Consider the following 25,839-nt stretch of genomic DNA (forward strand, 5'->3'; position numbering starts at 1 on the left):
TGATTATGCTCACACGAGAACAACGCGAAGACATCGGCCGGGCGCTCGAAACAATGCGCCAAGGCGGTGTGGTGCTCTACCCCACCGACACCATTTGGGGATTGGGCTGCGACGCCACCAATCCGGAAGCCGTGGCCAAAGTCTACGCCATCAAACAGCGCGCCGATGCCAAGGCGCTCATCAGTCTGGTGGACAGTGAAACGAAAATCGGCTTCTACGTGCCCGATGTGCCGGACGTGGCGTGGGACTTGATAGAATGTGCCGAACGCCCCCTCACCATCATCTATGACAACGTGCGCAACCTCGCCCCCAACCTTAAAGCCGACGACGGCAGCGCGGCACTGCGCGTGACGAAGGAGGAGTTTTCCCACGAACTCTGCCTGCGCATGAAACGCGCTGTGGTGAGCACCTCCGCCAACATCAGCGGTCAACCCGCCCCACGCTGCTTTGCCGATATCTCTCCCGCCATCCTGGAAGCCGTAGACTACGTTTGCACCTCGCGGCGAGAGGAGAAGGACAACGGCAAGGCTTCGTCGATTGTCAAACTCACGGCTTCGGCCGAGATTACCATCATTCGCCCATAATTCGTACCTAAAAGGGCTGTTCAACCGGCGTTCAGCATACGCCACAGCAACGATTGTACAGATGATTTGGATTCAACGCAAACTTTCGAAAAAGCAATTTCTCCTCTTACTCAGTCTCTGCGTGGGCTTGGCTTCGGGAATTGCCGCCAATCTGCTGAAATGGTTCATCCACGTGGTAGAGGAACTCCTCACCCACAACTTTGAGGTCACAAGCTCCAATGCACTCTACCTACTCTACCCCGCCATCGGCATCTTGATTTCGGCTTTGTTCATCCGCTACGTGGTGAGGGACAACATCGGCCACGGCGTCACGAAAATTCTCTACTCCCTCTCGCGCAACCAAGGCTACATCCGCGACCACAACACGTGGTCGTCGATGGTGGCTTCGGGCATCACGATTGGTTTTGGCGGTTCGGTGGGTTCGGAATCGCCCATTGTGCTCACCGGTTCGGCCATCGGCAGCCGCTTCGGCCGCTGGTTTGACATGGACCACCGCACCTTGATGCTCCTCGTGGGCTGCGGGGCTTCAGGCGCTGTGGCGGGGGTCTACAAAGCACCCATCGCCGGACTGGTGTTTACGATAGAGGTACTGATGATCGACCTGACAATGTCGTCGCTCGTGCCTCTGCTCATCTCTTGTGCTTCGGCCACCTGCGTGAGCTACTTTCTATCGGGCAACGACACAATGTTTCACTTCGACCTGAACGACCCCTTTGTGGTGGGGCGCGTGCCCGGCGCCATCGTGTTGGGCATCCTGTGCGGACTGATAGGGCTCTACTTCACCCGCGTGACCAACTGGATTGAGCAGCAGTTCGGCAAAATCAAGAACATGTACAAGCGATGGCTGCTCGGTGCTGTGGTGCTCGCGGTGCTCATCTACCTCTTCCCACCGCTCTACGGCGAAGGCTATTCGGTCATCAGTACGCTCGTCAACAGTGTGCAGACCCACAACGCCACGGACTTGATGAACAACTCCCTCTTCTATGGGCACAACAACTTCCTGCTCCTCTACTTGACGCTCATCGTGCTGGTGAAAGTGTTTGCTTCGACCGCCACCACCAGCGGTGGTGGATGCGGTGGTACGTTTGCTCCCTCCCTCTTCTTAGGAAGCATGTCGGGCTTTGTGTTTGCCAGCGTTTGGAACCTTTTCCTTCCTGCAGAACTCCAGCTCTCTCCTACCAACTGCTGCCTCTATGGGATGTCGGGCGTCATCAGTGCCGTGTTTCACGCACCGCTCATGGGCATCTTCCTCATTGCCGAACTCACCGGCGGCTACCGGCTCCTCGTGCCGCTCATCATCGTGGCGGCCATCAGCTACGTGACCATTCACGCCTTCGAACCACACAGCATCTACTCCATGCGTCTGGCGCGGCGCGGCGAACTGCTCACGCACCACAAAGACCAGAGTGTGCTCACCCTCATGAATCTCGATGCCGTGACCGACAAAGGCCGCCCCACCCTCACGCCGGACATGTCGCTCGGCAAGATGCTGCAACTCGTGGCCAACAGCAAGCGCCTGCACTTTGCCGTTTGCAGTCCCGACGGGATGTTGCTCGGTGTCATCAACCTCAACAACATCCGCCACCTCATCTTTCGCTCCGAACTGTACAACACGTTCACCGTCAACGGACTGATGAAGCCCCCCTATGCCATCGTGCGCACCGACGACAGTATGCCCGAGATTATGGACAAGTTCCAGCAGCACGACGCCGGCACTCTGCCGGTGACCAGCCCTGATGGGCGCTATGTGGGCTTCGTGAGTCGTGCCCGCCTCTACAGCGCCTACCGCGAAATCCTCAAAGACTTTTCTGAAGAATAACTCCGCCCCATGACCTACCAGCAAGAAACCATCAAGCCCTATTCGCCCGACGGTGCCAAGGGCGCACAAGTCGAGCAGATGTTCGACAGTATTGCCCACTCCTACGATCTGCTCAACCACACCCTCTCCCTGGGGATCGACAAGTCGTGGCGGCGGGCGGCCATCGACAGCCTGAAACCCTTCGCACCGCAACACTTGCTCGATGTGGCCACCGGCACCGGCGACTTTGCCCTCATGGCCATGCACCGTCTCGCCCCGAAACACATTGTGGGCGTGGACCTCTCGGAGGGGATGCTCCAAGTGGGACAGGAGAAGATGGCCCGCGAGGGACTTTCGGAGAAGATAGAGTTGCGCAAGGCTGACTGCATGCAGCTCGACCTGCCCGACAACACCTTCGACGCCGTCACCGTGGCCTACGGCGTGCGCAACTTTGAAGACCTCGACCGCGGTCTGCGGGAGATGCGCCGCGTGCTGCGCCCCGGCGGTCGCCTCGTCATCATCGAACTCACCAGCCCCATCCGCTTCCCGATGAAGCAGCTGTTCTGGCTCTACGCCCACGTGCTCATGCCGCTGGTGGGCAAACTCGTCTCGAAAGACAGCAAAGCCTACTCCTACCTCCCCGCCACGATGGAGGCTTTCCCGCAGGGCGAAGTGATGCAGCGCATCTTGGAGCACGCCGGCTATGTCGACGTTCGCTTCAAACGCTTCACCTTCGGCCTCTCGACGCTCTACACCGCTGCCAAATAAACCGCCCATGGAACGCTACGGACTCATCGGACATCCGCTCGGCCACAGTTTTTCGGCTGACTTCTTCAACCACCGTTTTGCCAGTGAAGGACGGGCGGCACGCTACGACCTCTTCCCGATGGAGTACCTCACCGATTTGCACGCCTTCGCCGAGCAACATCCGGAACTACGGGGGCTGAACGTGACCATCCCCCACAAGCAAAGCATCATCGCCCAACTTGATGCCCTTTCGCCGCAGGCCGAGCGCATCGGTGCGGTCAACGTGGTGAAAATAGACCGCCGCCCGGACGGCATCCGCCTCACCGGCCACAACACCGACATCATCGGTTTCTGCGACAGCCTGCGCCCTCTGCTGCGCCCGCACCATCGGCACGCTCTCGTGCTCGGCACGGGAGGAGCGTCGAAAGCCGTCATCGTCGGTCTGCACACGCTGGGCATCATCCCTCGGTGCGTCACTCGGCAGCGGAAAAGCGCGACCCTCGAAGTGGGCGGCTGCGACTTCCCTCTCCTCGAATATACCGACCTCACGCCGGCCCTCATCGCTAACACTCCGCTCATCGTCAACTGCTCGCCGGTGGGGATGACACCTCACATCGGCCAAGTCCCACGGCTCCCCTACGAAGCCCTCACCAGCCGGCATCTGCTCTACGATCTGGTCTACAATCCCGAAGAAACTCGTTTCCTCGCCTTAGGACGAAAGCACGGTGCCGCAGTCAAAAACGGTCTGGAAATGCTCCACCGACAAGCGATTGCGGCTTGGGACATCTGGCAGGAGGACTAAACCACCTCACTCTTCTTCCGGCAAAATACCCAACTTAGAGGATTGTGCCTTTCGCCTTTTCGTTGTACCTTTGCGCTCAATAAACACCCATCCGCCTATGTCTACCGTCACAGCGGCCTTTCTGCTCACCCTGCTCGCCGGACTCTCCACCGGCATCGGCAGCGCCATCGCGTTCTTCACCCGCCGCACCAACACCACCTTCCTTTCGCTCGCCCTCGGTTTCTCGGCCGGGGTGATGATTTACGTCTCCTTTGTCGAACTCCTGGCCAACGCCATCCGCTCCCTCACCACCCTCCACGGCACCAAGATGGGCAGCACACTCGCCACGCTGGCCTTCTTCGGCGGCATCCTCTTCATCCTCATCATCGACTTCTTCGTGCCGGAGGCCGAAAACCCGCACGAAATGCACAACGTCGAGGAGATGAGCACCGAGGAGCGCGTGCGGCATCAGCCCAAGCCCTTCAGCCACAACCGCCTGCTGCGCACCGGGTTGGTCACCGCCCTCGTGCTGGCCATCCACAACTTCCCCGAGGGAATGGTCACCTTCATCACCGCCCTCAAAGACTCCCAGCTCGCCATCCCCATCGCCGTGGCTATCGCCATCCACAACATCCCCGAAGGCATCGCCGTGTCGGTGCCCATCTTCTATGCCACCGGCGATCGCGTCCGCGCCTTCCGCCTCTCCTTTCTCTCCGGACTGGCCGAACCCATCGGTGCTCTCATCGGCTACCTCATCTTAGCCCCCTTCCTCACCGATGACATGTTTGGCTACATCTTTGCGGCCATCGCCGGCATCATGGTCTACATCTCGCTTGACGAGCTCCTCCCTTCGGCCGAACGCTACGGCAAGCACCACTTTGCCATCTTCGGCCTTATTGCCGGTATGGCGGTGATGGCGGTGAGCCTGATTTTGCTCAACTAATCCCCACACGGTGATGTCCGCTCCAAAGCGGAGGACGACTTCCTTCTCCAGTTCTGCTTCGTCCGGCTTCGCGCGCTCCATCCGACGCTCTGAAGCGCCCAAAAGGCCGAACTTTCCATGTGGAAAGTTCGGCCTTTTGGGATGCCACGCGAAAGGGTTAGCCTCAAAATGGACATCGGTTTCGAAAGAAAGGGTCATGCAGGCACTGCCATCAGGACTGCTCCACCACCGGTATCAATCCCATACGTTTGGCGCGTTCGACGATGAAGGCGAGGGCGGCATCGTGCTCGTTGGGCACCACTCCGTCGAGGATGGCATCTTTGAGCGCCGACTTGAGCGCGCCGATTTCCGCACAAGGTCGGAGATTGAACAGACGCATGATTTCATCACCATTCACCGGCGGCTGGAAATTTCGGATACGGTCTTTTTCCTCCAAATCCACAAGTTTTTGACGCACGAGGCGGTAGTTTTCGTGAAATCCGCGCTTCCGGCGCTCGTTTTTCGAAGTGATGTCGGCCTCGCAGAGCATCATCAGGTCGTCGATGTCGTCGCCCGCTTCGAAGAGCAGCCGGCGCACGGCCGAGTCGGTCACGCCGTCGTCGGCAATGTTGATGGGGCGCATGTGGAGGTCGACCAGCCGCTCCACATAGTGCAGTCGCTCGTCGAGGGGGAGCTTGAGGCGGCGGAAGAGGGGCTTGACCATGCGCATGCCGAGGTAGTTGTGGTTGTGGAAGGTCCAGCCCACCTTGGCATCCCAGCGCTTCGAGCGGGGCTTACCGATGTCGTGGAGCAGCGTGGCCCATCGGAGGTAGAGCTTGTGGTCATGGGGGATTGTTTTACCCTGAGCTTCGATTTCGGCTTGTCGGGCCACGAGGTTCTCCAACACTTCGAGAGTGTGATAGAAGTTGTTTTTGTGCTTTCGGCCATTGCGTTCCTCTACGATGTCGAGGGCCGTGAGCTCGGGCAGAATGATGTCGAGCAGGCCGCAGCGATGCAGGTCAATAAAGCCCTTGGAGGGATACGGGGCGAGCATAATCTTGTTGAGTTCATCGATAATGCGTTCGCCCGAAATGATGCCGATGCGCTCTTTGTTGCGAGCGAGGGCTTCGAAGGTTTCCGCTTCAATTTGGAAGTTGAGCTGCGTGGCAAAGCGGATGCATCGCATCATCCGAAGCGGGTCGTCGCTGAAGGTGATGTCGGGGTCGAGAGGCGTGGCAATGATGCCGTCTTCCAGGTCGAGAAGGCCGTCGAATGGGTCCACCAGTTCAGCAAAACGCGCCTTATTGAGGCAGAGGGCGAGAGCGTTGATGGTGAAATCGCGCCGTCGCTGGTCGTCGTCGAGTGTCCCATCCTCGACGATGGGTTTGCGCGAGTCGTGGCTGTAACTCTCCTTTCGCGCTCCTACAAATTCGATTTCTTCTTCCACCTGTCGGTTTTCGCCTTCGTGCTCCACCCGATGATGCCATTTCACCTGAGCCGTTCCGAAGTTGCGGAACACCGAGCAATGTGCCCCCTTGCCCAAACGTCGTGCAAAGGCTTGGGCCACTTCAATGCCCGAACCCACCACGACGATGTCGACATCTTTCGACGGCCGCTCCAGCAGCAAATCGCGCACATAGCCACCGACGATGTAGGCTTCGACGCCCAGCGCATCGACCGTGGCAGAAAGTTGCTGAAAGATGGGAGCGGAAAGTCGTTGGGCAAATTCCGCTTGAGTAAGCATTTTCATAACGTGAGACTGTGTGATAAGGGGGAGAATGAGGAGGGGAGAGCCGATGCCACCCCATCGGAAAGCAAAAAGAGCGAGTTAGCCCCGTAAGACTAACTCGCTGAGATTTGTCAATCTAAATCAGGATTCAGATTATTCGGCACGAAGCGTGAAGCGCTTGAAGTTGGTCACGGTCAAGCCTTTTTCAACCTCGTTGAGGTACTGAGCCACGCTCTTGGTCTTGTCCCAGATAAACTCTTGGTCGAGCAAGCAAACTTCCTTGAAGAACTTGTTGAGACGGCCTTTGGCGATGTTCTGAATCATACCTTCGTTGAGGTTGGCTTCCTTCTCGGCAGCAGTCGTAGCCTTGAGCTGACGGATTTCCTCAGCCTGGGCTTCGGTGATGTTGCCCTTCATGATGCCTTCGTTGAGGTGCTCTTCGCTTTCAGCGATGTAAAGGTTGAAACCAGCCTTCTTGAGAGCTGCTTCAACGGCTTTCTGGACTTGTTCGAGGCGAGTCTTCTCAACTGCCACCTTCAGTTCGTTGTCCTTCACTTCCTGAGAAACGCCGTTTTCGTCTACAGCGATGGGGGCAGCCGAAGCCACTTGCATGGCGATGTTCTTGCCTACAGTCTCATCGGCCACCTTGCTGCTGAGCGCAACGAGGGTGCAAAGGCTGTTGTTGTTGGCGTGGTTGTAAGCGGCGAGGCTTTCACCTTCTACAACGAGGTAAGCGTCAAGTTCCATCTTTTCGCCCGTGATACCGGATTGGTCCGTGATACGGTCGGCCACGGTACGGCCATCGAGCGTGAGCGCCTTCACCTCTTCTACGCTTGTGCAGCGTGCAATCACTGCTGCGTCAAGGATGTCCTTGGCCAGTGCCACGAAGTCGGCGTTCTTAGCCACGAAGTCGGTTTCGCACTTAAGGGCGAGAATAGCACCATAGTTGCCATCTACCTTTACGAGCACGCAACCTTCAGCAGCCTCACGGTCGGAACGCTTAGCGGCAATAGCCTGACCGCGCTTGCGCACGAGTTCTACAGCAGCATCAAGATCGCCTTCTGCTTCTGCGAGGGCATTCTTACAATCGCTCAAACCAGCACCGGTGAGGGCGCGGAGCTTCTTGATATCTTCAATATTTACAGCCATTTTGGATATAGTATTTCTTGGGGTTTCTACAAAAAAGATTACAAGGTCACTCGGTCGAGCGACCAATCAACCCTGTAATCTCTGTCATTTTTATGATTATTCAGCAGCAGGTGCTTCAGCTTCTTCGGCCTTCTCGGCACGAGCGCGCTGGTTGCGACGGGGTTTAGCCTCACCTTCACCGGCAGCGTCAGCATCTACCTTTTCCATCTTGCGTTCCTGAATGCCTTCTGCAATAGCAGCGCAGCAAGCATCGAGAATGACTTCAATGCTCTTAGTGGCATCGTCATTGGCGGGGATAGCAAAATCTACGAGGTTGGGGTCTGCATTGGTGTCTACGATGCCAAACACGGGGATGCCCAAGCGGATGGCTTCCTTCACAGCGATGTGTTCCTTGCACACGTCAACCACGAAGAGGGCAGCGGGCAGGCGATTGAGGTCGGCGATAGAACCGAGGTTCTTCTCAAGCTTGGCACGCTGGCGGCTGATTTGGAGGATTTCACGCTTGGAGAGGTTGGAGAAAGTGCCATCTGCGGTGAGCTTGTCGATGTTAGCCATCTTCTTCACCGCCTTGCGGATGGTGGGGAAGTTGGTGAGCATACCACCGGGCCAGCGCTCAGCAACGTAAGGCATATTGACAGCTGCGGCCTTCTCGGCAACAGTCAGTTTGGCCTGTTTCTTAGTAGCTACAAAAAGGATGCGACGACCAGACTTTGCGATTTCTTTGAGCGCTTCAGCAGCTTCGTCAATTTTAGCAACAGTCTTGTGGAGGTCAATGATGTGAATACCGTTGCGCTCCATGAAGATGTAAGGAGCCATAGCGGGATTCCACTTGCGTTTGAGGTGGCCGAAGTGGCAGCCGGCCTCGAGGAGGGTTTCAAAATTTGTTCTTGACATTTTGAAAGATGTTTGTTTTGTTTACATTCCGTTTGAGTTGTGAAGCATTCTAACCTCTTTGAGTAAAGACGTATCAGCCACTCTACTGAGCAGCGCGTGCCTCAAAAGCGTACCATCTCTTAAGCTGCGAGAGCTTCGATGGGAAGTTCAACCAATCTGCGGGTAGCGCAATGCTTTCTCAAGCCACTTACGGTCGAGCAGATTTGGATGCTAAACGTTGTTCCAATTTCAGCAAACTTGCCGATAATAGATTAACGCTTGCTGAACTGGAAGCGGCGACGTGCCTTGGGCTGACCGGGCTTCTTGCGCTCCACCTGACGAGGGTCACGAGTCATGAAGCCTTCTGCGCGAAGAGCCTTCTTGTCTTCGGCATTGATCTTAACGAGAGCACGAGCAATGGCCAAGCGAAGGGCCTGGCTTTGGCCGGTGAAGCCACCACCATTGAGGTTCACCTTGATGTCATACTTTTCAGTAGCTTCGAGGAGAGCAAGGGGTTGCTTGACTACAAATTGGAGGATGGGAGAGGGGAAGTATTCAGTGAGGTCACGTTTATTGATGGTGATCTTACCAGTACCCTCGGTCAGAAAGATACGGGCCACGGCGCTCTTGCGACGGCCCAATGCGTTGATCATTTCCATGTGTCTGAATTACTTAAGGGAGTTAATATCAATGGCCTTGGGGCTTTGTGCTTCGTGCTTGTGTTCTGTGCCGGTGTAGACATAGAGATTGCCGAGAAGCTTAGCGCCGAGACGGTTCTTGGGGAGCATACCCTTAACGACACGACGGATGAGTTTGTCTGTTCCATTGGGCTTTGCCAGAATCGAAGCGGGAGTGTGCTCACGCTGACCACCGGGATAGCCTGTGTAGGAGAGATAAACGCGGTCGGTCATCTTCTTACCCGTAAGGATAAACTTGTCCGCGTTGATGATAATAACGTTGTCACCGCAGTCTACGTGAGGAGTAAAGTTGGGCTTGTACTTACCACGGAGGAGCTTAGCGACTTTTGAAGCAAGGCGGCCGAGCACTTGGTCTGTGGCGTCAACCACCACCCATTCTTTCTGAGCAGTTTCCTTGTTTGCAGAAATGGTCTTGTAGCTTAAAGTGTCCATTCTAAGTTGTTAATTGTTTGTAGTTACTAAGGGGAATTGAATCCCTAATTCTAATAAATTATCATTTTTCTCTGCGATTCACTAACCACCACGTTCGGCCAAAGAACGTAGCTATTAACACACAGATAGCGCCTCAAAAGAGGCCACTTGATAATAATCGGCATGCAAAATTACGCATTTCTACTGAAACAGCCAAACTCTCTCCTATTTTTCATATAGAATCGTCGATGAACGTCTACTTTGAAAGCACATTTTTGAACATACACACTTGAATGTTGCGAATACCTACCGATGGGCTTTCAGCATTGAGCAATCTTTGCCTTCAAGCGTGAGGAGAGCCACTTTGCGATCCAACCCTCCGGCATAGCCACGCATAGAGCCATCAGTACCCAAGACACGATGGCAAGGGATGATGAGCGAAATCGGGTTGCGCCCGATGGCCGTAGATGCCGCGCGAACGGCAGGAGCGGGCTGTCCAAGGCGCTGAGCCACGCGATGGGCAATTTCGGTGTAAGTAGTGGTCGTGGCAGGAGGAACGAGGAGCATCTCCTGCCAAACAGCCTGCATAAAAGGCGTACCTTGTGGTTTTAGTCGGCCCTGAAAAGTGGGATGTTCTCCGGCAAAGTAGGCATCGAGCCACTGGCGGGCAGCCACGAGAAAAGGCGCATCCTTCGGGGCGTCTTCCCACTGCTCGCTATCCAATGGAAAGCGCTTTTGTCCGACAAACCAAAGGCCGTACAAGTCGTTGCCATTTCCGGCCATCAACATCGGGCCGAGAGGGGAGACATAGGTAGCTTTTTGAAACGTAAGTTGAGATTTCATGGTGAGGCAGGAAAAAAGGGAAATCAATGGGTAATCACAAATTGAGTGCATCGGCAGTGGGAAGTTCCTTCCAGCGATAGCCATAGGCATCGTAGGCATCCGTCACGACCACAAAGCAATCCGGGGCCATCTGCTTGATGCCATCCGTGATGGTAGGCAGTTCTTTGTTGCGCACCACCATGAGGAGAATTTCCTTGCCGGCTTCGCTATACAATCCGCGGGCATCGGTGCGCGTGGCGGTGCGGTCGAGGGTGGTGAGAATCCAGTTGCGCAAGATGGTTGACTCTTCTTTTGTGCAAATGATGTGCACCAGCATGCAATCCTTTGCACCGCTCAGCACAATGGCAATGGAGCGATTGAGGAGATACATCGTGATGAGCGAATAGAACGACAGCATCCAAGAACGCGGAGCAGCATTGCTGCTTTCGGGAAGGCCGAAGCCCATACCAATGACCATGAGGCCGGCGAGCACAATCGATCCGTCGACCATCATCATCGAATTGGCAAAGCGGATGTGGGTGAACTTGTGCACCAGCATCGCAATCACATCACTGCCTCCACTGGAAGCCTGCTGGCGGATGATCAATCCCGTGCCGACCCCAATGAGCGCGCCACCGATGAGGGCGCTGACGATCAAATCGTGCGTCATGTCCAGATGTCCGCCAAGGATGAGCCCGGGGTCAAGACGGCGCAAAGCCTCGGCCGTAGGGTAGGACCAAGACGAGAGCAGATTGACCATCAAAGGCAGAGAGATGGCGGCAATGAGGGTGCGAAATCCCAAGCGTCCGCCCAGCACCAAACTGGAGATTAGCAACAGGGGTATTTGGATGAGCAAGGCGTAAGTGCCGACCTGTAAGATGGGGAACAAAGCATGCAGAACAATGCAGATACCAAAAATCCCTCCCGGAACGAGGCCGTAGGGGTTGATAAAATAGGTCAGGCCGATGGCGGCAATCAGGCACCCAAACAAGATGCCACCGATGGCGCGAAGGGAATCGGGGCGTGACAAGTCATAGAGTTGCTGCTTGACAAAAGCCATCCAAGCAGGGCGAGGGGCAGACGTCTGCAAATCTACCGATGTAGAAGGCGAAGATGGTTTCATAGAGGATTAAAATATGCGTGCAAAAGTAGGATATTTGTGTGGATGTGCAAAACTTTTTGTAGTGAAAATGTTGGGTGTCGGTATTTTTTGCTATTTTTGCGTCCATCAAGCATTACAATGATATCTCCTATGAAGAAAACCATCGTCGACGTATTTGAAGCATCTGTTCAGCAATATCCCAACAACACTTTCCTGATGGAAAAGGTCGGCACACAATGGCACAATTCGAGCTATGCCGACATTCGCGACCAAGTCTATGCCTTGGGGGCGGGTTTGCAAGCCCTTGGCGTACAACCCGGCGACCACATTGCCTTGCTGAGCGAGGGGCGCAACCTCTGGATTGTGAGCGAACTGGCCATGTTTTATGCCGGTGCAGTCAATGTGCCGCTCAGTGTCAAACTCGAAGAGAGCAACGACCTCCTCTTTCGCCTCTCCCATGGCGATGTGCACGAAGTGGTGGTGAGCGGTTTGCAGTTGGAAAAGGTGCGTAAAGTTCGCCATCAACTGCCCCTTTTGCGCCACGTCATTGTGCTCGATGCCCAAGCCCACTACGAAGAAGGCGAAATCTTTGTGGGCGACCTGATGGCGCGAGGTCGACAATTTATGGAAGAGCAGGGCATGGAGCGTTTTCTCGCTGTGGGACGTGCGCTCACCAACGACACAATAGCCACCATCACCTACACTTCCGGCACAACCGCCGACCCCAAGGGCGTGTGCCTGACCCACCGCAACTATACCGCCAATGTGGAGCAATGCCTCAGCCGTGTGCCCATCGACCACACTTGGCGCACCCTCATCATCCTGCCGCTCGACCATTGCTTTGCGCATGTCGTGGGCTTCTATGTGATGATGATGCAAGGCGCCACGGCAGCCACCGTGCAAGTGGGGCGAACTGCCAGCGAAACACTCAAAAACATTCCGCACAACATCCGCGAGGTGCGCCCACACTTCATTCTCTCTGTGCCGGCTTTGGCCAAGAGTTTCAAAAAAGCCATTGAGCAAAACATCCGTCGCCAAGGACCGGTTGCGGAGCGATTGTTTGAACTGGGCAAGCGCGCTCGCCAGGCTTATTATGGAGAGAGCTGTCTGGATCACCGTGGCACGCGTGCTGCCCTGCTGCCGGTTGTGAAATTCTTCGACAAAATCCTTTTCGACAAAATTCGTGAGAGTTTTGGCGGCGAACTGCGTTTCTTCATCGGTGGCGGTGCACTGCTCGACAAGGAATTGCAGCATTTCTATGTAGGCATCGGTATGCCGATGTTTCAAGGCTACGGCTTGAGCGAGGCCACCCCTGTCATCAGTACGAACACTCAGGACTATTATCGATTTGGAAGTAGTGGGCGCTTGGTGGAGCCTCTCGAATTGAAGATCTGCGATGCCGATGGCAACAGCCTTCCGGTCGGGCAGGAGGGCGAAATTGTGGTTCGAGGTGAAAATGTGATGGCCGGCTATTGGAAAAATCCCGAAGCCACCGCCGAAGCACTTCGTGACGGATGGCTCTATACGGGCGACTTAGGCTACATGACCTCCGAAGGTTTGCTCTACGTGAAGGGGCGCTTCAAGAGTCTGCTCATCAGCAGCGATGGCGAGAAGTACAGCCCCGAAGGTATCGAAGAGGCACTCGTGGCTCTCTGCCCCAGCATTGAGCAGGTGATGCTCTACAACAACCAAAGCCCGGCCACGGCAGCCCTCATTGTCCCTAATCGTGAGCATCTGCGTCGTTTAGGCTTTGACTTACAGAGCAAGACGGGATGTCGAGATGCCATTCGTCAGATTCAAACCGAAGTGTCAGCCTTTCGCGCAGGGGGTGAGCATCAAGGCATGTTCCCAGAGCGCTGGTTGCCGGCTATCTTGGCCATTCTCTCAGAACCTTTCAGCGAAAAGAATCGGCAAATCAACAGTACGATGAAGATGGTGCGTCCGGTGATTGAACGCGCCTATGCCGAGCGCTTGGTCTACCTCTACACGCCCGAAGGCAAGCAACCGGACAATCCTCAAAACCTCATTGCGATGAGGGGATAAGACAAGTATTTTTAGGGGGGCCTCTACCCCTTCTCCAGCAGTTGCGAGAAAATCATATCGTTGCAACTTGCTCCCTTGATTAAGCGCATTCACCTCAGACCTAAAATTTCTCAGCTCAGAGCTGCGTAAATTTAGGTCTGAGGTAGATTTTTCTACAAAGGACATTTCGAAAGGGCGAACATCTGTCGTGACGACATCCACTTATACCCCTTCATCCCTTACATCCCTCGCGCGCGTGCGCGCATATACGCGTATATACAACTATATAGTCCTTATTTTTGCCTTCACTGCTTTCACCACACGTCATCAAAGCCGATAGTCTGCAGTTTATGGTGAAGCTTTTTTTATGAAGTTCACCTCTTTTTCCTTCACCGCCAACAAGCTAACAATAAGCACCTTACATTCATTGGTGAAGGAGTGAAAGCAAAATCATCCACTCATTGTATAGGGAACGCGCGCGAGGGAGATTGAGGTTCGTTTGACAAAACCTTTCAGCATTGCGCTTCTTTTTTTTGCGCCTTTTAGAGATTAAGACTGGGAAAAGAGAGGCCGAAACTTGGAAGAATGCCACAAAATGCGTAAATTTGCACGGCAAAAAATAGTAACATGAAGCAGACCCTCCTCATATTCCTGCTGGCTCTTGTCGCCTTCGTCTCGTGCAACGACTACAACAATGTGCTCAAATCCAACGATTTGAGTTATCGTTACGAAGCCGCCAAACAATACTACTACCAGGGCGACTACAATCAGGCCAACACCTTGCTTGTTGACCTCATTGCCGCTGCCAAAGGAACAAATCAGGCCGAAGAGTCGCTGTTTCTGCTCGGACTTTCGGCCTATAAGGGTCGTGACTACGAAGCGGCCGCCACATATTTCAAGAAATACTACGAAAGTTATCCCCGTGGCACTTACGTAGAGGAAGCGCACCTCTATGCCGGACGCGCGCTCTATGCCAAGACACCGGAGCCTCGTTTGGATCAGACCGACACTTACACCGCCATCACGGAGTTGCGCGACTTCATCGAAGCCTACCCCGGCAGCCGCTATCGTGCAGAAGCCGAAAAGATTATCTTCGAGCTGCAAGACAAACTGATTGAAAAAGAGTTTTTGGCGGCCAAACTCTATTATGACCTCGGGGGATATTTTGGAAATTGCGGCAGTGGCGAGAGCAACTACCAAGCGTGCATCATCACCGCACAAAATGCCATTAATGACTACCCCTACACACCGCGTAGAGAGGAGTTTGCCATCCTCATCCTCAAGTCGAAGTTTGAACTTGCGGCACAGAGTATCGACAGCAAAAAAGAAGAGCGCTACCACGCCGCCATTGATGAATACTATGGTTTCACCAATGAGTTCCCCGACTCTAAGTTTATGCCCAAGGCTCGTGCCCTCTTCGACAGCGCCAAAGCCTACTCCACTCCCGTAGACACCGCAGCGGTAGAGAAATAATCATTCTCCCCACTTTCCTCCTTCCGAAACAAAAACTTTATCATATCGTCATGGATTATAAAAAGTCTAAAGCCCCCACCAACACTATCACGCACAACCTGATGGATTTTGCAGAACCCACAGGCAACATTTATGAGAGTTTGGTCATCATGGGCAAGCGTGCCAACCAGATTTCGGCACAGATGAAAGAAGACCTCAGCCGTAAGCTCAAAGAGTTTGCCTCCGGCACAGACACGCTCGAAGAAACCTTTGAAAATCGTGAGCAAATCGAGATTTCCCGCTACTACGAACGCCTGCCGAAGAGCACGCTCATTGCAGCCGAAGACTTTTTGCACGGCAAGGTCTACTTCCGCAATCCACTCAAAGAGCGCGATCAGCAACTCAACAACGACTAACTCATTCCTCGGCACTTCACCGCACCTGCCGTATTCCCCCAAACGCCACAGGGTCTCTAAGTGTCGCAGCGACCTTAGAGACCCTGTGCGGTGTTCTGTTCTCCTCTTGTTTTCAACGCTTCAACTCTCTTGATGATGATACAACGCATTCAAAACCTCTACCTCTTTTTGGCCATCATCGCTATGGCACTCATTTTCTTCTTCTCCCAAGGTTGGTATCTTGTGGGCAGTGGAAAGTTCTACACCCTCACCCTTTTCGGTTTGCAAGAAGGGGGCACTGAGCCTTTCAAAACTCCCATGTCCTACTATAATGTAGCACTTTTTCTCGTGCTCACGCTCATCAATCTGGTGTGGACTTTTTGCTCCTATCGCAATCTCAAAGCCCAACGCATGCGGGCCGTCATCTCGATGGTGTTCATCGTGCTCTATTGTGCCATGGATCTAACGTTCGTGGTCGGATTCTATGGGGATCTCCCCGGTGTGGCCAACTTTGTGCCCAACATCGGCATTTTCCTGCCATTGGCTGCCCTACTCTTCACAGGTTTGGCTTGGCGCGGCATTCAGCGCGACTACAAGCTCATTCGCTCTGTCGATCGCATTCGTTAATCTATTCGTCCGCTCGTCATTGCAACGACGAAGTAGGTGTTCAGCACGGATTGATACTATATATGTTTCATCTTGTCGTCAGTTTGTCTTTGTAAGGAAGGAGTGTAGCGGGCTACACGACTGATGCACAAAGACCAAATGGCGGAAAAGGGAAACAAAGATGGTGTCAAAGTAGAGAACATCCTACGATTAAGATAGCTACGATTAATTTTTGAACACCTACTTATGAACAAAGTGATGCTCATTGGCAATGTAGGCAAAGACCCCGAAGTGCGCTACATTGACCAAAACGTGTGTACTGCCAAACTCTCTTTGGCCACCACAACGCCCGGCTACACACTTCCTAATGGGACTCAGGTGCCGGAACGTGCCGAATGGCATCATCTGCTCTTTTGGCGTCGGCTGGCCGAAGTCGTGGAAAAGTATGTGCGCAAAGGCGACAAACTCTATGTAGAGGGCGAAATTCGTACGCGCAACTACACTGACCACCAAGGCATCGTGCGCTATGTCACCGAGGTGTGGGTCAACAACATGGAAATGCTCACGCCCAAAGGACAGACCGCTGCTGCTCCCACTACGGCCGCCCCTGCCTCAGCGCCCTCAACGGCAGCTGCCGGGACATCAGGCACAGACGCTCCTTCTACCCCTCCACGTCCCACCGAGGCGCCATTCTAATCTTTGTTGCTATGCCTTTTCTCAAAGAAACACAAATAGATGACGTGAGCATCTCGTTTTGGCACATTACAGAGTGCCAAAACGAGATGCTCGCGCTTTTGCCCAACAATCGGCACTATGCCGAACAAGTAGCGACCTTCCGCTCCGAACGCCGACGAAAAGAGTGGCTCGCTGTGCGATGTCTGCTCCACCGGCAACTCGGCCCGGAAGCCGAAATCGGTTATCTTTCCACGGGGCGGCCGGTGTTACTCAATGTTGATTTGGAGGTGAGCATCAGTCATTCCGACCATCTTGCGGCCCTTGCCATCGCCCCTTCGGGTATGGAGGTGGGCATCGACATTGAGCATAACATCGACCGTGCCTTCCGACTCGTCCATCGCTTTCTCACCGATGAGGAACAAGAAGAGCTCATCGTGACGCCCAGCGATGCCACCTTGCTTTGGTGTGCCAAAGAGGCGGTCTACAAATTGTGCGACACCGAAGGACTGAGTTTTCTCGATGACATCTGTTTAGAAATGGAGCGTGGGCAGCTCCTTGCGAAACTGCCCACGCTCAATGAAGAGGCGGTGCTGCTGACCGATGTGGTGGAAGAGTGCGCCTTTGCTTTGGCCCGCTATCGCACTTAGTCGTCCTTTCGAAACAACTCCTATCGGAGGTAAATCAAATCGCCCACCTGCGCAGCGTAGTCAGGACTGAGATAGTTGTACTTGTAGAGCCGTTCGAGACGGATGCAGTAGCGCTGCGAAATGCTATACATCGACTCGCCGGGTTGCACCTTGTGGAAGGTATAGCGGAGTGCTTTGGCCACGTGCTTCTGTTTCTTTTTCAGATAGACGATATCGCCTTCCTGCAACACGTAGTCGTCGCCCACTTCATTATATTTCCGAAGTTTTCCGGCACGCATATCGAGGTCACGTCCTATGCTTTCGTATGTGTCGCCACGGCGCGCGAGGACGTAGACGCGGTCGTTGCAGAGATAGAGTTCGCGTCCGCTGGCAAAGGCCCGATCCTCCTGCTTGGTACGATGCTTGTGCTTGCGGTCGAACTGCATCAATTCATAGCGTTCAACGACGTTGATGAGCAAATCGCCATAGCGCGGATTGGTGGCATAGCCCGCGGCTTTCAGCCCATAAGCCCAACCGCGATAGTCCGTCGGTTCGAGGGTAAAGAGCGAAGAGTAGCGGCCGCGCATGGAGAGAAAACGCGAGTGGTCTTCATAGCTTTCTCGGGCCGAGTTGTACTTTCGAAATTTCTCATTGGGCGCATCGTCATGAGCCAGCACGTAAGGCCCCGTCCAGTCTCCCCCGACCTTGATACCAAAGTGGTTGTTGGACTTGAGCGTCAGTGCTGAGCGACCGGCATTGCTTTCCAACAGCGCTTGCGCCAGTGTGATACTGGCCGGGATGCGGTAGCGATGCATTTGATCGATGGCCAACGACTTGTATTGGTCGATGTATTGCTGATAGGCATTGATTTGCGCCGGAGCAAAGAGGACAATACCGCAGAAGAAGCAGAAAGGGAGGAGCAGTCTGAACATAGGTTTCAAGGCTTTTGCAGACGTGAGAGGAGATGAAGGGTGAGTAAAAGAGAATACGCCGTGGAGCGCTTGTTTTCTCTTGCAAAGATACATCTTTTTCAACGGACGGCACGTATAAACGCTCAAAAAGGTGTATCTTTGCTTTTCCAAATTCGATATGTTTCATCATGATAGATCGTAGTACCATTGACCGCATCATGGCCGCAGCCGACATTGTCGATGTGGTGAGTGACTTTGTGACCCTTCGTCGTTCGGGAGCGAACTTCAAAGGGCTTTGTCCGTTTCACGATGAGAAGACGCCTTCGTTCATGGTCTCGCCTGCCAAGCAACTCTGCAAGTGTTTCAGCTGTGGAGGAGGGGGAAATGTGGTCAACTTCGTGATGCAACACGAACAGATGACCTACCCCGAAGCTCTCAAATGGCTCGGGCGGAAGTATGGCATCGAGGTCAAGGAACGAGAACTCACCGATGAACAGAAAGCTGCTGCCTCGGCACGCGAAGCCATGTTTGTAGTCAACGAGTGGGCGCGCGACTATTTTGTCGATACCCTCAACAACAGTGTCGATGGGCGTGCCATCGGCATGGCCTACTTCCGCTCCCGCGGTCTGCGCGACGACATCATTCGCAAGTTCCAGCTCGGCTATGCGCTCAATCAGCGCGATGCCTTGGCCGGGGCGGCACTGAAAAAGGGCTTTGACGCGAAGCATGTGGAACGCACCGGACTCTGCTTTCGCACCGACGATGGACGTCTGCTCGACCGCTATCACGGGCGCGTCATCTTTCCCATCCACAGCGTGTCGGGGCGTGTGGTCGCTTTCGGTGGACGCTTTTTAGGCGATGCCAAAACGGCCAACACGGGGAAGTATGTCAACTCTCCCGAGTCGGAAATCTACTCCAAGAAGCGCGAACTCTACGGCCTCTACACCGCCAAGCAAGCCATCGTCAAGCACGATCGTTGCTATCTTGTGGAAGGCTATCTCGATGTGATTTCGATGTATCAGAACGGAGTGGAGAATGTGGTGGCTTCAAGCGGAACCTCCCTCACTCAAGAACAAGTACGTCTCATCCATCGCTTCACCTCCAACGTTACCGTGCTCTACGATGGCGATGCTGCCGGCATCAAAGCCTCGCTGCGTGGCATTGACATTCTGCTGGCCGAAGGGCTCAACATCAAAGTGCTCCTCCTCCCCGATGGCGAAGATCCCGACAGCTTTGCCCAGTCGCATTCAGCACAGGAATTGCAAACTTACATCGAAGAACATCAGACCGACTTCATGAGTTTCAAGACCGACCTCCTCATGCAGGATGCCGCCCACGACCCCATGAAGCGCGCCACCGTCATTCGCGACATCGTGCGCAGCATTGCCGTCATCCCCAGCGACATCGTTCGTCAAGTCTACATCCACGAACTCTCTGCGCGCATCGGGATGGAGGAGAGCACCATTGTCAACGAGGTGGCGGCCGAAATGCGCAAAGCCAAGGCGACAGTGCGTTCTACGCCATCGTCCGTTGCCTCACCGAAGGAAAAAGAGGGCGTTTCTCCCACCTCCGTTCCTCCTTCGAGTGCTGTGGCAGATGCTCCCGTGTTTGATGAAGAGGGCAACCTCGTGGCGCCACCTTCCTCGGCCGAAACTTCAGGCACCCCTCTTCCCGATGCTGCGGCCGATGTCTTTGCTGCGGCCTCTCCGGCTTTGCGCCGACTGCAAGCCTGCGAGCGTCACCTGATGGAACTGGTGGTGCGCTACGGTGAATGTCCGATGCTGATGATGGAGCGCAAAGCCGATCGCCCACTGGAAGCCGCTTCAACGCCTACGCTGGAAGAAGCACCGACCGAATACGTCCCCATGCCCGACAGTCCCCTCGTAGCCTCCTACATTGCAGGAGAACTGCAAGCAGAAGGCATTACCCTCATGGAGGAACTACACCGCGCCATCCTCACCGAAGCCGTTGAGCACGCCGATGAACCTGACTTCCACACTGCCACCTATTTTCCCCTCCACAGCAACCCGGAAATCAGTGTCCTTGCCTCCCGCCTCACCGATGAACGCTACCAACTTTCCTCGATGCAGCAAGAGGCCTATATCCCCGAAGAATATCGCCTCTCGGAGCTCGTGCCCCATGTGCTCAACGACTACAAGTATGCCCTCCTCGCTTTGGAAAAGGAAGGACTTCTCCTACAACTGCGCTCTCCCTCCACACAGGCCAATCCCGAATCGGTACTCCAACTCATGCAGCGTCTTGTTGTCCTCAACGAAATGGAGATGAGCTTTGCCAAAGTGCTCGGCGACCGCGTGGTCAACCGATAAGCCTGGAACATCTCTGTCGATTTTAATCGCTGTCCTCAACGATTGTAGCCATGAAAGACTGAGTATACTTTTCTCTCCAAAGGAGAACAAAAAAGCATCTCGACTTCTCTTTATGTTATGCAGAGAAGTCGAGATGCTTTTTGTTTAGAGTTCATCACCGATAAAATCGTAGGTAAAACTGCTGCCACGAGCCGATGGGAATTGACTGCGAGGGTCGATGTCTTGCCGATTTCTGAGGTGGTCGATGATGCGATTGTAGCACTCTTGCGCGGAATTGGCGTAGACATAGGCTGCGAAAGGAGTGTCGCTGTACTGACATTTTTGTGTGCCGGGGATGAGGATGACACGTTTGAAGTTGATTTCGCCCAAGTACCAGCCCTCACGAGGTTCTTGCAGGAGACTTTGTCGGATTTCCTTCTCTTTCCGTACCGGATATTCGGGGAAGGAAGGGAGGGGCAGGTCGTCATTCGCATTTTTGCTGTTGGCCTTAAACTCTTCGAGGGTGTTGGCCGTAGTTTTGATGAGAATGAAGTAAATGCGAGGACGTACCTTGTAGCGCTTGGGGTAGGGAATGTCGCTGTTGATGTACTCCGCCAGTTCGTTCACCATCTCTTCGGTCATCGGAATTTCGCGCAAGGCTTCCAGAAACTCCAAGAGTTCGTCAAGACTGCGGGTAATGGTCTCGTGGTCGAAATAACGTACGTAAATGTTCATAGATGAAGAATGAAGAGAGGTTCTTGTGTGGGAAAAACAAAAAAGAAAGATGAAAAAAGCGAACTGCCTTTGGGCAATTCGCTTGTGAGCGGAAAACGAGACTCGAACTCGCGACCCCAACCTTGGCAAGGTTGTGCTCTACCAACTGAGCTATTTCCGCAAAATGAAAGTGAAGAGGAGGAGACTCGAACTCCCACGTCGCAATTGACACTACCCCCTCAAAGTAGCGCGTCTACCAATTCCGCCACCTCTCCATTTTTCGTGGTTGTTCTGCTGTCGTTGGCTGATATCAGGGGGTGAATATCATCAGCAGAACTCTTGTTGCTTGTTGAATCATCGGGTTCTGTGCCCAGAACAGGACTCGAACCTGCACGTCGTGAAACACTCGCACCTGAAACGAGCGCGTCTACCATTCCGCCACCTGGGCTTGAAGGTGATTCAACTTGTCCAAAAGTGAGCGGAAAACGAGACTCGAACTCGCGACCCCAACCTTGGCAAGGTTGTGCTCTACCAACTGAGCTATTTCCGCAAAACCGCTGCCCTTTTCAGTGCAGGAGCGTTATCTCTCAAACGCGGTGCAAAGGTACTACTTTTTTTGATAACTGCAAGGGATTGCGAGGATATTTTTAATCCGGAGGTGTATTTTCTCCCATGGCCAACACCCTTTGAAAGGTTCATTTTGCATTTTCAAGTTCTCGGAGAAAACTTTCGGCAGCGAGCAGGCTGTCCTGTTTGCCGACATCAAGGAGGCGCAAATCCGATTGCGTCACACCGACAATATCCAGTTTGTCGCAGTTCTCAATATAAAACTGCATAATGGGGAACGCCTTGGGATAGGGGCTCATAAGTGAGGCGATGCGAGGCGACACACTATGAATGCCGGCAAAAGCCAGTTTTTGGCAGTCGGCAGGATTGAGATGGGGGATAGGGCTGCGCACTTCACCCGTGGCGGTATTGGTCCAGCCGACCATTCGATGCAGGTCGTCGAAAAGGAGATAGCGCTGGGTCTCGCGCTCGCTGACCATGAGCAACACGTCGTGCTGGTGCTGGTGGGCATAGAAGCCGGGAAGATCGGCATTGCTCAAAATGTCGACATTGTGGATGAGGATAGGCGTGTCGGATGCGGAAAACAAGGAGAGGGCTTGCCGAAGCCCACCACCGGTGTCAAGCAGTGCTGTGCGCTCATCGGAAATGTGGAGGTCTATCCCAAAATCATGTTGGGTAAGATAGTCAATAATTTGTTGGCCAAAGTGATGAATGTTCACCACCACTTCGGTGGCCCCGGCTGCAATGAGACGGCGAAGGGTGTGTTCCAAGAGTGGGCGGCCGCCCACGGGAACTAAGGCCTTGGGAAGAGTATCGGTGAGCGGACGGAGGCGAGTGCCTAGTCCGGCGGCAAAAAGCATAGCACGCATAAAGAAAAGAGGAAAAGGGTGTGAAGAAGGAAAATGAGCGACACCTCCCTTAAAAAGGAGGCCACGTCAAAGAGTTGACATGGCCTCTGAGAGAGTTTCGCTGTGGTAGAAAAGAGCAGTTATTGCTTGAAACGACTGTAGATGACCGACATTTCCACAGGCTTTGTTCCGCCCTCGATGCGCACGCTGGTGAGACCAAAATTATTTCTCACGCGCTGCAAAATTTTGTTGGTCCTTTTGGTGTAGACGTCTTGTTGGGTGAGGTAGTCGCCGGTGACCGGGAGGATGACCACTTTGTTCCAATTGGGATGGGCACTCTCCCAAGTACTCCATTTGGCGCGACGTGCCGCCTCGTCGTCGGTGGCAGTGACACCCGATTGCAGGTCGCGTACCTGACGCAGACGGGAGATAAGTGGAGCAATGTTGTCGAAGGCATAATAGCCTTTGGCATTGTAGTTGGCCACATAGCTGGTGATGTTGTTGGGCAACGCAGTGTGGCGGAAGAAGTGGTCGACACTATCGGAGGGCAGGAGCAAAATCAAATCGGGATGCTTCAAGGGATAAGTCACATTCTGCTGAGCGGCCAGTGTGCGGAAGAGCAACTTGGCACTGTTGATAGTGTCGTTGTAGTGAGTGCCCGCCACAATGTCGCTCACGGGAAGGGTGGCTTCGGTGTGGATGCCGCTCGGCGACTTGAGATAGGTGTAGGGGTGGGTGTCTGACAGCATCTCGGTCGGGAGTTCATTGTCCACGTGCGTGCTCTGAATCACTTCGCCCGTTGCCCCAAGGCGCAGCACCTTGTTGAGAAGGGTGTCTTTTCCGGCAGCGGTTTTGCTGTGTTGGCGATAGTAGAAGTCAAGCGTGGTCAGTTCCGAGTCAATCATCGTGCCCACACCACCGGCATGCTTGAAGTAGAAACCGGCACACACGTGCTTGGCAAACTCATAAGAGTTCTTGAAGAAGTTGGCATTTTCGTAGTATTTGTTGAGAATGCCACTGCCAAAGTCGGTCGACAACCACACGGAGATGTCACGATAGAGTTTTTTGTTGTTCAGCACCGAAGCACTTTTGGTTTGGTCGAGCGCGGTGTAGGTGATGGTCTTGCGCTGAGCCGTGGTGGTGCTGAGAAATTGTGTCGGGTCGATGTCGGTGTAGTAGCTCGATTTCTCGCTCAACGTCTTTGCAGTGTCCAATTCCTGAACGTAGAGTTTCATCGTGGTCAGCGAGTCGCCATAATACTTATCGTGGAGAATGCGCAGCACGCACGAGTCGGCCACGACCTTGCCGTTGGCATCGGTTATCAGTTCCGACTTTGCCGGCAGACTGAACCCTTCGGGCATGTGAAACTGTGCCAAAAAGCTACTGGTGGTCATGGCCTGCGTCTCGGGATCAATCACGCTGCCCAAATAGCACTCGTTGGTGTTGGCCAACATCGCTCCCGTCTTTCGGGATTGAGTGGTCACCTTGAAGGTGTACTGGTCGGTCGAAACGTGGTCTTCATCGGGCATCACGCTGCCGCCGATGGCCGTGGCATCGTCGCTACACGCAGTTCCCAAGAGGGTGGAGGCCAGAAGGAGGAAGGCAGAAAAGCGTTTCATACAATGGGGGAAAATGTTTCGTCACATGTGACAACTATTCTTCGGATTCGTCACCAGCAATCTGCCGGTAGAAGTCTGCATAGGCTTCGGCGTTGGATTCTTCGGTCGCCTGCAAGGTCGGCACGCCGTGCTGCGCGGCATAGTCAGTGAGTTCTGTATGTCCGCCGGCTTGCACAAATCCGTCCGAGAAGTGGACGCCCAGTCGGCCCAGCGAGTCAGGGCGGGTGAAGTCTATCCCGGTCTCGGCAAGGAGTTGCGAAGTGGCTTCTCGGAAGGTCAAGCAGGCGGTGGCGTTGGCGGGAGGCGGCAACGTGGGCATCTCGTCGTGGGCAGAGAAAATCACTTTGACATTAGCAAAAGGTGGATCTCCGCGGAAAGCCGTCTTGATGTAGAGCGGCACCACAGCCGACATCCAGCCCTGACAGTGGATAATGTCGGGCACCCAACGGAGCTTCTTCACCGTCTCCAAGACACCGCGTGCATAGAAGATGGCACGCTCCATGTTGTCGGCATATTCCTTACCCTCGTCATCCACCATCATCGCGCGCTTCAAGAAGAAGTCGTCGTTGTCGATGAAGTACACTTGCATACGGGCGGCTTGGATGGAAGCCACTTTGATAATGAGGGGGTGGTCGGTTTCATCGATGGCAATGTTCATTCCCGACAAGCGAATGACTTCGTGCAATTGGTTGCGACGCTCGTTGATGTTGCCCCATTTCGGCATGAAAGTGCGAATTTCAAAGCCGCTCTCTTGAATGGCTTGGGGGATTTGACGCCCGGCAGTGGCCATTTTCGACTCGGGAACATACGGGAAAATTTCTTGGGTGATGAACAGGATTTTCTTGGCTTTCATTATTGAAGTAAATCAGCGTTTGCTGTATCTTGCTTTCTCTATGCCGAAAAGGATATGCAGCAGCCCTTTCGGCGCAGATACAATAAATTTTCGTGCAAAGTTACGAAAAAAAACGGCAACTTGTCTGCTTTTAAGTATCTTTTTGCCCCACAATGTCGGAACGACCCGGCATTTTTCGCTTCAAAGGCGGTGAGGGCGATGGATGCCGAGGATATCGTGGAAGTGCGTTCCGGTGGCGCACTGGTCGTAGATAAATTTCGTCCCTTCGGGAAGAGACAAACGTCCCTTCGGGAAGAAACGAATGTCTCCTCGCGAAGAGACGAACGTCCCCTCGCGAAGGGACGAAAACTACAAAGGAGCGGGAAACGCCTACTTCCCACCCACAGATGAGGGCGACACTCCGCACGAAGTCGGGGAAACAGACGGTCTGTGCCGCCACGTCGGCCCTCTCGCGGAAAGCACAACCCGAAGGCCGAAAAGCACCGTCCGAAAGAAAGCGAGGCTCGTCGGCCCCTGCCACAAGGGCATCGGAAGACACTGTGCAGAGGATGGAAAAGGGCCGGCAGGCGTTGGGTTTTGCTCCGAGAGCTTGGCAAGGTCAAAAAAAAGTGGTACTTTTGTTCCATCGT

At 54.1% G+C, this 25,839-nt stretch carries 24 protein-coding genes and 4 tRNA genes; 12 read left to right on the top strand and 16 right to left on the bottom strand.

What is annotated here, in order from left to right:
* Nucleotides 1-5: 5 nt before the first annotated feature.
* From H8527_RS00115 to zupT, 5 genes are all read left to right on the top strand, one after another.
* A complete protein-coding gene (locus H8527_RS00115) occupies nt 6-584 on the top strand; it encodes an L-threonylcarbamoyladenylate synthase (RefSeq protein ID WP_187544580.1) in 579 nt (192 codons plus the stop codon).
* A 61-nt stretch (nt 585-645) separates the two neighbouring features.
* Nucleotides 646-2,403: a chloride channel protein gene (locus H8527_RS00120; RefSeq protein WP_187544582.1), complete on the top strand. Its 1,758-nt coding sequence runs from the start codon at nt 646-648 to the stop codon at nt 2,401-2,403.
* A gap of 9 nt (nt 2,404-2,412) precedes the next feature.
* Entirely contained in the window at nt 2,413-3,150 is a 738-nt protein-coding gene (ubiE, locus tag H8527_RS00125; RefSeq protein WP_187544584.1) for a bifunctional demethylmenaquinone methyltransferase/2-methoxy-6-polyprenyl-1,4-benzoquinol methylase UbiE, read from the top strand.
* A gap of 7 nt (nt 3,151-3,157) precedes the next feature.
* Nucleotides 3,158-3,931 carry a shikimate dehydrogenase gene (locus H8527_RS00130; protein ID WP_187544586.1) on the top strand — a complete coding sequence of 258 codons (774 nt, stop codon included), beginning with the start codon at nt 3,158-3,160 and terminating at the stop codon, nt 3,929-3,931.
* A 97-nt stretch (nt 3,932-4,028) separates the two neighbouring features.
* Nucleotides 4,029-4,853 (top strand): zinc transporter ZupT, encoded by an 825-nt coding sequence (zupT, locus tag H8527_RS00135; RefSeq protein ID WP_187544588.1) that lies wholly within the window; start codon nt 4,029-4,031, stop codon nt 4,851-4,853.
* Nucleotides 4,854-5,064: 211 nt separating this feature from the next.
* On the opposite strand, the gene H8527_RS00140 is transcribed toward zupT, so the two are convergent.
* The 7 genes from H8527_RS00140 to H8527_RS00170 form a co-directional block, all read right to left on the bottom strand.
* Nucleotides 5,065-6,582: a CCA tRNA nucleotidyltransferase gene (locus H8527_RS00140; RefSeq protein ID WP_187544589.1), complete on the bottom strand. Its 1,518-nt coding sequence runs from the start codon at nt 6,580-6,582 to the stop codon at nt 5,065-5,067.
* Nucleotides 6,583-6,714: 132 nt separating this feature from the next.
* The gene (tsf, locus tag H8527_RS00145; RefSeq protein ID WP_187544591.1) at nt 6,715-7,710 is read right to left on the bottom strand and encodes a translation elongation factor Ts; all 996 of its coding nucleotides are present in this window, start codon (nt 7,708-7,710) and stop codon (nt 6,715-6,717) included.
* Between the two features lie 96 nt (nt 7,711-7,806).
* Nucleotides 7,807-8,604, bottom strand: coding sequence for a 30S ribosomal protein S2 (gene rpsB, locus H8527_RS00150; RefSeq protein ID WP_187544593.1), 798 nt, complete (start codon nt 8,602-8,604; stop codon nt 7,807-7,809).
* A 251-nt stretch (nt 8,605-8,855) separates the two neighbouring features.
* Nucleotides 8,856-9,242 (bottom strand): 30S ribosomal protein S9, encoded by a 387-nt coding sequence (gene rpsI, locus H8527_RS00155; protein WP_187544595.1) that lies wholly within the window; start codon nt 9,240-9,242, stop codon nt 8,856-8,858.
* A 9-nt stretch (nt 9,243-9,251) separates the two neighbouring features.
* On the bottom strand, nt 9,252-9,713 hold the full coding sequence (gene rplM, locus H8527_RS00160) for a 50S ribosomal protein L13 (RefSeq protein WP_187544597.1): 462 nt from the start codon (nt 9,711-9,713) through the stop codon (nt 9,252-9,254).
* Between the two features lie 285 nt (nt 9,714-9,998).
* The gene (locus H8527_RS00165; protein WP_187544599.1) at nt 9,999-10,535 is read right to left on the bottom strand and encodes a methylated-DNA--[protein]-cysteine S-methyltransferase; all 537 of its coding nucleotides are present in this window, start codon (nt 10,533-10,535) and stop codon (nt 9,999-10,001) included.
* A 34-nt stretch (nt 10,536-10,569) separates the two neighbouring features.
* On the bottom strand, nt 10,570-11,637 hold the full coding sequence (locus H8527_RS00170; protein ID WP_255498473.1) for a YitT family protein: 1,068 nt from the start codon (nt 11,635-11,637) through the stop codon (nt 10,570-10,572).
* 129 nt (nt 11,638-11,766) lie between these two features.
* Here H8527_RS00170 and H8527_RS00175 point away from each other — a divergent pair, with 129 nt between their 5' ends.
* From H8527_RS00175 to H8527_RS00200, 6 genes are all read left to right on the top strand, one after another.
* Nucleotides 11,767-13,659, top strand: a complete 1,893-nt coding sequence (locus H8527_RS00175) for a long-chain fatty acid--CoA ligase (RefSeq protein WP_187544600.1) — start codon at nt 11,767-11,769, stop codon at nt 13,657-13,659.
* 606 nt (nt 13,660-14,265) lie between these two features.
* Nucleotides 14,266-15,111: an outer membrane protein assembly factor BamD gene (locus tag H8527_RS00180; RefSeq protein ID WP_187544602.1), complete on the top strand. Its 846-nt coding sequence runs from the start codon at nt 14,266-14,268 to the stop codon at nt 15,109-15,111.
* Nucleotides 15,112-15,161: 50 nt separating this feature from the next.
* Entirely contained in the window at nt 15,162-15,506 is a 345-nt protein-coding gene (locus tag H8527_RS00185; protein ID WP_187544604.1) for a DNA-directed RNA polymerase subunit omega, read from the top strand.
* A 135-nt stretch (nt 15,507-15,641) separates the two neighbouring features.
* Nucleotides 15,642-16,112, top strand: coding sequence for a DUF4293 domain-containing protein (locus H8527_RS00190; RefSeq protein ID WP_187544606.1), 471 nt, complete (start codon nt 15,642-15,644; stop codon nt 16,110-16,112).
* A 225-nt stretch (nt 16,113-16,337) separates the two neighbouring features.
* Nucleotides 16,338-16,787, top strand: a complete 450-nt coding sequence (locus tag H8527_RS00195; RefSeq protein ID WP_187544607.1) for a single-stranded DNA-binding protein — start codon at nt 16,338-16,340, stop codon at nt 16,785-16,787.
* Nucleotides 16,788-16,798: 11 nt separating this feature from the next.
* On the top strand, nt 16,799-17,413 hold the full coding sequence (locus H8527_RS00200) for a 4'-phosphopantetheinyl transferase superfamily protein (RefSeq protein WP_187544609.1): 615 nt from the start codon (nt 16,799-16,801) through the stop codon (nt 17,411-17,413).
* Between the two features lie 20 nt (nt 17,414-17,433).
* Here the strand turns inward: H8527_RS00200 and H8527_RS00205 are convergent, their stop codons facing one another.
* The gene (locus H8527_RS00205; RefSeq protein ID WP_187544611.1) at nt 17,434-18,324 is read right to left on the bottom strand and encodes a glucosaminidase domain-containing protein; all 891 of its coding nucleotides are present in this window, start codon (nt 18,322-18,324) and stop codon (nt 17,434-17,436) included.
* Nucleotides 18,325-18,491: 167 nt separating this feature from the next.
* Here H8527_RS00205 and dnaG point away from each other — a divergent pair, with 167 nt between their 5' ends.
* On the top strand, nt 18,492-20,630 hold the full coding sequence (gene dnaG / locus H8527_RS00210) for a DNA primase (RefSeq protein WP_187544613.1): 2,139 nt from the start codon (nt 18,492-18,494) through the stop codon (nt 20,628-20,630).
* 144 nt (nt 20,631-20,774) lie between these two features.
* On the opposite strand, the gene H8527_RS00215 is transcribed toward dnaG, so the two are convergent.
* The 8 genes from H8527_RS00215 to H8527_RS00250 all read right to left on the bottom strand — a co-directional run bounded on the left by H8527_RS00215 (nt 20,775) and on the right by H8527_RS00250 (nt 25,210).
* Entirely contained in the window at nt 20,775-21,344 is a 570-nt protein-coding gene (locus H8527_RS00215; RefSeq protein ID WP_187544614.1) for a hypothetical protein, read from the bottom strand.
* An 87-nt stretch (nt 21,345-21,431) separates the two neighbouring features.
* A tRNA-Gly gene (locus H8527_RS00220) sits at nt 21,432-21,504 on the bottom strand.
* A 10-nt stretch (nt 21,505-21,514) separates the two neighbouring features.
* Nucleotides 21,515-21,598 (bottom strand) — tRNA-Leu (locus H8527_RS00225).
* 92 nt (nt 21,599-21,690) lie between these two features.
* A tRNA-Leu gene (locus H8527_RS00230) sits at nt 21,691-21,771 on the bottom strand.
* 29 nt (nt 21,772-21,800) lie between these two features.
* Nucleotides 21,801-21,873 (bottom strand) — tRNA-Gly (locus tag H8527_RS00235).
* A gap of 145 nt (nt 21,874-22,018) precedes the next feature.
* Complete coding sequence (locus H8527_RS00240) at nt 22,019-22,759, bottom strand: sugar phosphate nucleotidyltransferase (protein WP_187544617.1); 741 nt, start codon at nt 22,757-22,759, stop codon at nt 22,019-22,021.
* 119 nt (nt 22,760-22,878) lie between these two features.
* On the bottom strand, nt 22,879-24,357 hold the full coding sequence (locus H8527_RS00245) for a DUF4270 domain-containing protein (RefSeq protein WP_187544619.1): 1,479 nt from the start codon (nt 24,355-24,357) through the stop codon (nt 22,879-22,881).
* Between the two features lie 34 nt (nt 24,358-24,391).
* Complete coding sequence (locus H8527_RS00250; RefSeq protein ID WP_187544621.1) at nt 24,392-25,210, bottom strand: glycogen/starch synthase; 819 nt, start codon at nt 25,208-25,210, stop codon at nt 24,392-24,394.
* Between the last annotated feature and the right edge of the window lie 629 nt (nt 25,211-25,839).

The organism is Alloprevotella sp. Lung230, from assembly GCF_014385435.1.
GTDB lineage: Bacteria > Bacteroidota > Bacteroidia > Bacteroidales > Bacteroidaceae > Alloprevotella.